Genomic DNA, 8,918 nt, shown 5'->3' on the forward strand with positions numbered 1-8,918 from the left:
GGGGGGGGCTTCTGCGTGCCGTCAGATCGTCGTGTGCGGGCCGATCCGGTGGTAGCTGCGGTCGTGGTAGACCAGCGGCGTCGTGTCGTCGGACGTGCCGTGCTCGAGCGCCCGCAGAGAGATCAGGTAGCTGTCGCCCACCGGGGTGCGCTGGAGCACGCGCCCGCGGACCCAGGACACGGCGCCCTCGATCACGGGCTCACCGCTGCCCAGGTCGTACCAGCCGCCGGCGGCGAACCGGTCGATGCCGCTGGTCGCGAAGCGCGCGGACACGTCGTCCTGGTCCGCGGACAGGAAGCTCACCGTGAGCGTGCGTGCGCGGGACAGGGCCTCCCACGACGACGACGTCGACGCGAGCGAGAACGCCAGCAGCGGGGGAGCGGCCGACACCGAGATCACCGAGGTCGCGGTGAAGCCCACGCGCCGGTCACCGTCGCGGAGCGCCACCACGGCGACGCCCGCGGGGTGCTGCCGGAACACCTCCTTGTACTGCTGCGGGGAGAGCTGGGGCTCGTCCTGGTCGCGCAGCAGGCGGTCCAGCGCGTGCAGCGTCTCGGCGGTCATGCGCGGGCCGCCTCGAGCGTCACCGGGGCGCCGGCGACGAGCGACCGCACCGCGGCACCGCCGTCCGACCACCACCGGTCGACGACGGGCTGCGGGTCGGCCAGCTGGTGCTCCACCAGGGTGAGCGCCCGGGTGGGCACCACGGCGCCGAGCTCGACGAGCAGCGGTCGCAGGTGCACCTCGCCGACGAGCGCGTGCGCGGGGTTCCCCGAGACGACCACCGGCACGGCGATCACGCCGCTGAGCGCGCCGGGGCCGTAGAGGTCGAGGAAGGCCTTGAGCAGGCCCGTGTAGGACGCCTTGTACACGGGCGTCGCGACGACGAGGACCGTGCCGTCCGCGACCGTGCGCAGGGCCGCGTCCGCGGTCGGATGGGAGTCGGCCAGGATCTCCGCGGCGAACGTGGCGAGCTCGACGGTCCGGACCGCCTCGGCCGAACCGAGCAGGCGTGCGACCTCCTCGCCGACGTTGACGGCTGCCGCGGTGGTGCGCGACCCGCTCCGGGGGTTGCCGGACAGCACCACCACACGCGCTCCGGTGTGCTGCGACGACGTCAGACGGGTCATGGCTGGTCCCTCGATCTCGGCTCCGGTGAACCCGCCGCACGGTCCGTGCGGGTTCGCTGGACCGGGTATAGCAACAATCCCGACTTGACCAGAGGGTTTGGTCGACTTTCTTGCATGGCGGACCTGGTTCGGCCCGCGAACGGCCGGACGGCCCCGACGCGAGGCGTCGGGGCCGTCCGTTCGTGCAGGTGGGACAGGGATCAGGCGGCGGCGCGGCCGAGCCCCCGGAACGTCCACCCGGCCTCGCGCCAGCGGGCGGCGTCGAGCTTCCCGCGAGCGTCGATCACGGCCGGCTGGTGCGTGAGCGCGGCCAACCGGGCCGGCTCCGCGTCGGTGAACTCGTCCCACTCGGTCAGGACGAGCACCACGTCGCTGCCCTCGACGGCCTCGTCCACGCCGGTGGCGTAGCCGAGGGTCGGGAAGCTCGACCGCGCGGTGTCGCCGGCCTGGGGGTCGTACACGGTGACCTGTGCGCCGCGCAGGTGCAGGGCCGCCGCGACGTTGAGCGCCGGGGAGTCCCGGACGTCGTCGGTGTGCGGCTTGAACGCCGCCCCGAGCACCCCGATCCGCCGGTTGAGCACGGACCCGCCGCAGGCCTCGATCGCGAGGTCGATCACGCGCGACCGCTGGCCCATGTTGATCTCGTCGACCTGCTGGAGCAGGGCCGACGCCGGGTACGCGCCGAGCTCGTTGGCCCGGTGCATGAGGGCGCGGATGTCCTTGGGCAGGCATCCGCCCCCGAACCCGAGACCGGCGTCGAGGAACTGCCGGCCGATCCGGACGTCGTGCCCGAGCGCGTCGGCCAGGACCTTGACGTCGGCTCCCGCCGCCTCGCACACACCGGAGATCGCGTTGATGAACGAGATCTTGGTGGCGAGGAACGCGTTGGCGCTGACCTTGACCAGCTCGGCGGTCGGCAGGTCGCACACGACGACCGGAGAGCCCTCGGCGATCGGGCCGGCGTACACGCGGCGCAGCAGCGCCTCGGACTCGGCGGTGGTGCCGCCCAGGACGATGCGGTCCGGGTGCAGCGTGTCCTGCACCGCCTTGCCCTCGCGCAGGAACTCCGGGTTCCACACCAGCTCGGCGCGGACGCCGGCGGGGGCCGCCTTCGCGATGAGCTTGCGCAGGCGGGCTCCCGTCCCGACGGGCACCGTCGACTTGCCGACGATCAGCGCGTCGTGCGTGAGGTTCTTGGCGATCGACGTGGTCGCCGCCTCGACGAACCGCAGGTCGGCGGCGTGGCTGGTCTTGGACTGCGGGGTGCCGACGCACACGAAGTGCACGTCCGCCCAGCCCACCGCCTCGGCCACGTCGGTGGTGAACCGCAGCCGGCCGGTGGCCAGCTGCTCGGTGAGCAGCTCGGGCAGGCCGGGCTCGTAGAACGGCACCTTGCCGGCGGTGAGCATCTCGACCTTGTGGGGGTCCGTGTCGACGCCCACGACCTCCATGCCCAGCTGGGCCATGGCGACCGCGTGGGTGGCGCCGAGGTAGCCGGTGCCGAGCACCGCGATCCGCGGAGCCGGTGCCTCGGGGTCGAACGTCGAGCGGGGGAACAGGTCGGTCAGGTCGATCTGGTGGTCGGTCATCACGGCTCCTGGGTGGTGGTGGGGGCGAATCCGGCTGCGGGGTCCTGCACGCCGTCGACGAAGGCCTGGAGCGAGTCCGCGCGGGACTCGATGCGCCAGTCGTTGGTGACGAGCTGCCCGCCGGTGCTGCTGGTGACGGTGTGGTTGAACCAGGCGAACCCGACGACGTCCGCGTTCTCCGGCTTGGCCAGGGAGTCGAACAGGTCGGCGATCCAGGCCGGCTTGTTGCCGCCGACCTCCGAGGCCCCGATCTCTGCGAGGAAGATGGGCTTGGAGGTGATCGACCGCAGCTGGTCGAGCGAGCGGTCGTAGGTGTACGAGAACGTCGGCGTCTGGTCCGCCTTGAACGGCGGCCGGTAGTAGCCCGACAGGCCGACCCAGTCCACGTACTCGTCGCCCGGGTACAGGCTCCGCATGTACGTCGCGTCGGTCTTGGCGTAGTCCGCCAGCGAGTTGACGATGTTCGGGGCCCAGACCCACAGGACGTACTGGTTGGCGCCCTCGGCCTCGAAGATGTCGTGCACGTGGCGCCACATCGTCACGTAGTCGCCCTCGTTGTTCCCGTTGAGCGAGTCACCGCCCCAGGTGCGCTCACCCCACGGGTACCAGTCGCCGTTCATCTCGTGGTCGAGCCGGATCGCCATCGGCAGGCCCAGGGCGGTGATGTCCTTGGCGTACTGCCGCAGGTAGTCGTCGTACGCGCCGCCGATGATGGTCGGCAGCGAGTACGCCGGGTCCACGGACTCGTTGTTCGCGGCCGTGAGCGGACGCGACTCCCACGTCAGGAGCGGGAGCATGCCCTTCTCCCAGGAGCGCGTGACCGCGTCGGGTCGGAACGGTCCGTCCCAGCCCTGGAAGTAGCCCGCGACGGTCGGAGTGGCTCCCACCTTTGCGGCGACGCTGTCGAGCTCCGCCCAGTTGAAGGGCGACTGCGGCGTGTACAGGCCGAACTGACGCCGCTCGGGGGCGAGCAGCTCGGACAGCGCCGGCGCGGTGGGCTTGACCGCGGGAGCGGGGCTCACGGGCTGCGGGGCGGTGCCCTGGGAGGTCGCCCGTGCCCGTGCTGCGTCGGCCTCGGCCTGGTCCGCCCGGGTCGCGGCGTCACGCGCCTTGCCACGGGCGGCGGCGGCGGTCTTCTCGGCCGCCACCTTGGCCTGGGTGCGGGCCGCGGCCTCGGCTTGTTCGGCCGCGGCCTTCTGCGCCCCTTCGGCTGCGGCCGCCTCCTGCTCGGCGGCAGCCTTGGCCTTGCCGCTCTCGGCGGCGGCCTTGCGCTCGGCCGCGGCCTTGGCCTGCGACCGTTCCAGCGAGGCGACCTCGTCCTCGCGCGCGTCGAGGGAGTTGCGGAGCTTCTCGTTCTCCGCGGCCAGCCGGATCTCTGTGGCGCTGGCCTTCGAGGCGGTGGTCGTGGCGACCGACGGGGACAGCCACACGCCGGCCGTCACGGCGACGAGGGCGATGGCGACGCCGGCGGCGGCGATCCGCTTACGGGGTGAGGGGCGGATGGCGCGGGACCACCAGCCTGCGGGCTCGATGTGCTCAGACATAGACAAGGGCCTCCAGAGCGAAGATGGCCAGCGCGATCAGGTACGGGATCGCGGCCAGCGGGTTGAGCCGGCGGCGCCGCGAGGGCGCCACGGGTGCCGTGGCCACCGCGCGGCGGGCGCGGACGGGGGCCGTGGCCGGGGCGTCGGTGAGGAGCGTGTGGCCGTCGGCTGCCGAGCGCTGCGTCGGCAGCGTGCCCGGGGGAGTGCGGTCGACGAGGTCGGCCGGTCCGGCGGGTGCCTTCTCGAGCTCGGCGATCAGGTCGTCGCCGCCGCCCGCGTAGGCGCCGGCGCGCGTCCCCCAGCCGCTCGCGTGCGCCATGCGCAGGAACCCGAGCAGCCGGATGGGCATGAGGAAGAGCGTCGAGACGATGATGAACACGGGCAGCCGCAGGAAGTCGGACGGCTTCTCGTGCAGGTGCCGGATCTGCCGGATGGCCATCGACAGGACGGACGAGACGACCATGGTCGCGACGACCCACGCCCAGCCGCTCAGTCCCGTGTAGGTCTCAAGGATCGCCTGGTAGAGGTTGACCCCGGTGCCGGAGGCGGCCCGGTAGACCCACCCGGCGATGGTCCCGAACAGCAGGAACGGCAAGACGATGTCGGCGACGAAGAAGATCGCCAGGACGGGGGCGTGCCCGACCATCCAGGGCAGCATCCGCAGGGTGTTGTACTGGCTCCCGCGGGCCCAGCGCAGCTGCTGCTTGGCCAGCTTCTTCACCTGCAGCGGAGCATCGGTGTAGACGAGGCTCGTGTACTGGTACACGGACCGGTAGCCGGCCTTGAGCGTGAGGTTGGTCAGCGTGCGGTCGTCGGAGACCTCGAGGAAGACGCCCATGAACTTCTGGTGCATGAAGTCGTCCATGACGGAGACGAGGATGTGCCGGCGGAACGCGATGGTGCGTCCGGGCAGGCAGCCGACCTGACCGAGCGCGGACTGCGCGGGCATCGAGTACAGCGCCCGGGTGTTCTCCAGCCAGTCCGCCCAGCGGGTGATCCAGGACCGCTCGGGGTCGAGGATGCGCTGGCGGGTGGTCGCACCACCCACGGAGGGGTCGGCGAACGGCTTCACCAGCTCGGAGAGCGTGCCATCGGTCCAGACCGTGTCGGAGTCGACGAGCACGGTGATCTCGCCGCGCGACATCTCGGTGCCGATCTTCACGGCGTTGCGCTTGCCGGGGATCGGGGTGTGCACCCAGCGGACCAGGGGAGCGAACTCGTCGCTGATCTCCTGGAGCGGGACGTTGACGGCGCCGTTGATGACGACGATCACCTCGTCGGGGCGCTGGTCGACGATGCGGGTGAGCACGTCACGGAACAGGTCGAGGGGCTCGTCGACGACGGGAATGACCACGCTCGTCGTGCCGTGGAATTCACCGGTGTAGGGCTTGTAGCGCCGTGACAACAGCACCTTGAGCAGCCACAACGCCCAGATGATCGTGGAGAAGAATGCGAACAGGTAGAACTCGGACTGGCCTTCGAACATTTGCCGTAGCTGCAAGACAAAGACGAACATGGCGGTACCCCGCTCATTCGGTCAACGGAACTGTGTAGCTGACCGGCGCCGTCGGCGATGCAGCGAGGACGACGGGGAGTGCCCTAGGTAGGCGCTTTCCCCGCATCGAAGGTCACGGCTGTGCCCTCAGGGCACCGCGTGACGTGGGCGTCTGCCCCTCCCCCGGAGGTGCACTGGACGAGCAACGACCGCGTGCCGACCTCGTCAGGAGGCCACGGGCGAACTCGATGAATCGAACGTACCAGGCGGTAACGGAGGAATCAGACGGACGCTCGTCCAGATGTGACTGGTGTCACCGACATTGTTGCCACAATGACCAGATATTGCCCGAATTGACCGGGGCAAGTTTACGGGGATTTTACGTGGATCCGTGAGCGCCCCGGGCGCGTCCTCAGGGCTGTCTCACGACCGCGGCGCTGCCTCCGCCGCGCCGCGTCGGCTCCGCGACCGCGAGCAAGGAGCCGTCGTCGAGGAGCTCGATCGCCGTGGCGGCGCCGATCTCCGGGTTGTCGGCGAAGGTGTGCCCCAGCGCCTGGAGGGGCGCCCGGTCGAACCCGGGCTCGGCCTGCACGGCGGGGGTGTTGCGCTGGGTGGCACGCGGTGCGGCGACGGCCGCGTCGAGCGTCATCCCGAGGTCGAGACGGTTGACGAGGATCTGCAGGACGGTGGTGATGATCGTCGACCCGCCCGGCGAGCCCAGCGCGAGGAGCGGCGCGTCGTCGGCCAGGACGACGGTCGGCGCCATGGAGCTGCGCGGGCGCTTCCCGGGGCCGGGCAGGTTGGGGTCGTTCCCACCCTGGGTGTCGGTGAAGTTGAAGTCGGTCAGCTCGTTGTTCAGCAGGAAGCCGCGACCCGGCACGACGATGCCGTTGCCGCCGAGCGACTCGATGGTGAGCGTGTACGCCACCACGTTCCCCCAGCGGTCGGCCGTGGTCACGTGCGTCGTGGACTGGCCGTCGGAGCCCTCGGTGCCGACCGTGGCCGGCACGGGGCACGGACCGTAGACCCCGTCCGGCACACCCGGTGCCACGGGCTTGGTCAGCGCGGTCGCGGCGTTGATCCGGCAGGCGCGCTCGCCGGCGAACCCGTCCGAGAGCAGCTCCTGCAGGGGCACCTGGACGACGGCGGGATCCCCGACGTACCGGTTGCGGTCCGCGAAGGCCAGGGCGCTCGCCTCGAGGTAGCGGTGCAGCGTCTGCGTCTGGTCGGTGGTCGCGGGGAGCGCCTCGAGGATGTTGAGGGCCTCGCCCACGGTCGAGCCTCCCGACGACGGCGGAGCCATCCCGTACACGTCGAGCCCGCGGTACGAGACCAGCGTCGGCTCGCGCAGGGGTGCCACGTAGGACGCCAGGTCCGTGCGCTCCAGCAGGCCCGGGCGGACGACGAGCGTGCTGTGCCGACGCACCGGTGGGCGCTGGACCGTCTCGACGATCTCCCGGGCGAGGCGTCCCGTGTAGAGCTCGCCGACCCCCTTGCGGCCGAGCAGGTCGTAGGTGTCGGCCAGGTCCCGGTTGCGGAACACCGACCCGACCGCCGGCGGCGCGCCTCGGCGCAGGAACAGGTCGGCCGACGAGCGGAAGGCCGAGAACCGGGCCACGTTGGCGGTCGTCTGGTCCACGAACGTCTGGTCCACCAGGAAGCCGCGCCGTGCCACCTCGGTCGCTCCGCTCAGCGCCGTGCGCAGGCTCATCGACCCCCACCGGTCCAGCGCCGTCTGCCACGTCGCCGGGGTCCCGGGCACTCCCACGGACAGCCCGGAGGTCACCGCGTCGGCGAACGGGATCGGCACCCCGCCCTCCACGAACGAGTCGCTGCGCATCGCCATCGGGGCGGTCTCGCGCCCGTCGATGGTGTGCACCGCACCGGTCGCGGCGTCGTAGTAGACGAAGAACCCGCCGCCGCCGATGCCGGACGAGAACGGCTCGGTCACCCCGAGCGTCGCGGCGGCCGCCACGGCGGCGTCGACCGCGTTCCCGCCCTTGCGGAGCACCTCGATCCCGACGCGGGTGGCGTCGGCATCCACCGTGGCGACCGCCCCGCCGGTGCCGACGGCGACCGGCACCTTGTCCCCCGGGCGGGGGTGGGCGGCCGCGGGCGCGATCCCGGCGGTGAGCGCGAGGACCGCCGCGACGACGACGACGAGGACGGGTCCGGGGTGCCTGGACGATCGCATGGGATCTCCTCGGGCGAGTGGGTGGGTGAGTCCCGGTCTACCACTCCACGACGCCCGCGCCCAGGCCTGTGACTACGTCCGCGGGGCGTGCGCTCCCGCACCGACCAGGGCACCCCGTGCCCCGTCCGCGGGCCCGGTCGTCGGGAGACCTGCCGCCGCCCACGCGTGGAACCCGCCCACCACGTCGGTCGCGCGGTGCAGGCCCAGGTCGGCCAGCGCGGCCGCGGCCAGGCTGGACGTGTACCCCTCCGAGCACAGGACCACGACCCGCAGGTCGTAGCCCGTGGCCGCGGGAATGCGGTGGTCGCTGGCCGGGTCCAGCCGCCACTCGAGGACGTTCCGCTCGATGACGACCGCCTGCGGAACCTCGCCCTCGGTGGCGCGTTGCGCTGCGGGGCGGATGTCGACCAGCAGGGCCCCGCGGCGCACGGCCTCCCACGCGTCCAGCGGTGCGAGGCGGTGCAGCCGGGCGCGGGCGTCGGCCAGGACGTCGTCGATGGTGCGGCGGCGGACGACGCTCACTTGTCCGTCTCCGGCTCGTCGGTCTCGACCGTGCGGGTGGGAGCGAGCCGGCCGTCGGGGGTGGTCGCCCAGTACGTCATGCGGGTGAGCCGGGTGGAGTACGCGTGGATGCTCACCGCGGGCTCGGTGCCGGTGTTCAGCACGTCGTGGAGGTCGCCCGGGTCCACGGTCTGGGTCTGCCCGGAGGTGAAGTCCTGCGGCACGAGGCGTCCGTCGCTGTGCGGGCGGATCTCGGTGAGTGTGCCCGCCGCGATGGTGAACGCGGCCGCGGAGGCGCCGTGGTCGTGCAGCTCGGTGCCCTGCGACGGCAACCACGTGAGGAGCCACACGTCGACGTCGGGCGGTCCGTCGAGGCGGGTCCACCAGCGCCCGCTCTCCTGGAAGCGGACCAGCGGTCGCCAGAGCTCGGGACGCGCGGCGATGGAGCGGGTCAGCGCGCTGAGC

General features: G+C 72.0%; 8 protein-coding genes. All 8 read right to left on the minus strand.

The features are described 5' to 3' along the window. Nucleotides 1-21: 21 nt before the first annotated feature. Nucleotides 22-564: a flavin reductase family protein gene (locus AC1DUQ_RS11955; protein WP_477062253.1), complete on the minus strand. Its 543-nt coding sequence runs from the start codon at nt 562-564 to the stop codon at nt 22-24. Next, complete coding sequence (locus AC1DUQ_RS11960; protein WP_477073856.1) at nt 561-1,130, minus strand: NADPH-dependent FMN reductase; 570 nt, start codon at nt 1,128-1,130, stop codon at nt 561-563. The genes AC1DUQ_RS11955 and AC1DUQ_RS11960 overlap by 4 nt, the downstream gene beginning before the upstream one ends. Before the next feature lie 200 nt (nt 1,131-1,330). Beyond that, entirely contained in the window at nt 1,331-2,719 is a 1,389-nt protein-coding gene (locus AC1DUQ_RS11965) for a UDP-glucose dehydrogenase family protein (protein ID WP_477062251.1), read from the minus strand. Continuing rightward, nucleotides 2,719-4,263, minus strand: a complete 1,545-nt coding sequence (locus AC1DUQ_RS11970; protein WP_477062250.1) for a glycoside hydrolase family 26 protein — start codon at nt 4,261-4,263, stop codon at nt 2,719-2,721. Before AC1DUQ_RS11970 ends, AC1DUQ_RS11965 begins: the two co-directional genes overlap by 1 nt. Continuing rightward, nucleotides 4,256-5,779, minus strand: a complete 1,524-nt coding sequence (locus AC1DUQ_RS11975; RefSeq protein WP_477073857.1) for a glycosyltransferase — start codon at nt 5,777-5,779, stop codon at nt 4,256-4,258. Before AC1DUQ_RS11975 ends, AC1DUQ_RS11970 begins: the two co-directional genes overlap by 8 nt. Before the next feature lie 391 nt (nt 5,780-6,170). Then, nucleotides 6,171-7,952 carry a gamma-glutamyltransferase gene (gene ggt / locus AC1DUQ_RS11980; protein WP_477062248.1) on the minus strand — a complete coding sequence of 594 codons (1,782 nt, stop codon included), beginning with the start codon at nt 7,950-7,952 and terminating at the stop codon, nt 6,171-6,173. A 72-nt stretch (nt 7,953-8,024) separates the two neighbouring features. Then, complete coding sequence (locus AC1DUQ_RS11985) at nt 8,025-8,474, minus strand: rhodanese-like domain-containing protein (protein ID WP_477062247.1); 450 nt, start codon at nt 8,472-8,474, stop codon at nt 8,025-8,027. Continuing rightward, a partial coding sequence (locus AC1DUQ_RS11990; protein ID WP_477073858.1) for a cupin domain-containing protein occupies nt 8,471-8,918 on the minus strand: 448 nt, incomplete at its 5' end. The genes AC1DUQ_RS11985 and AC1DUQ_RS11990, both read right to left, overlap by 4 nt.

It is taken from the genome of Cellulomonas sp. P4_B5_2, assembly GCF_056402235.1.

What these genes read in the sequence shown, in the direction of transcription:
- AC1DUQ_RS11955 (WP_477062253.1), bottom strand. Translation starts at nt 564, where the DNA reads ATGACCGCCGAGACGCTGCACGCGCTGGACCGCCTGCTGCGCGACCAG.
- AC1DUQ_RS11960 (WP_477073856.1), bottom strand. Translation starts at nt 1,130, where the DNA reads ATGACCCGTCTGACGTCGTCGCAGCACACCGGAGCGCGTGTGGTGGTG.
- AC1DUQ_RS11965 (WP_477062251.1), bottom strand. Translation starts at nt 2,719, where the DNA reads ATGACCGACCACCAGATCGACCTGACCGACCTGTTCCCCCGCTCGACG.
- AC1DUQ_RS11970 (WP_477062250.1), bottom strand. Translation starts at nt 4,263, where the DNA reads ATGTCTGAGCACATCGAGCCCGCAGGCTGGTGGTCCCGCGCCATCCGC.
- AC1DUQ_RS11975 (WP_477073857.1), bottom strand. Translation starts at nt 5,779, where the DNA reads ATGTTCGTCTTTGTCTTGCAGCTACGGCAAATGTTCGAAGGCCAGTCC.
- ggt (WP_477062248.1), bottom strand. Translation starts at nt 7,952, where the DNA reads ATGCGATCGTCCAGGCACCCCGGACCCGTCCTCGTCGTCGTCGTCGCG.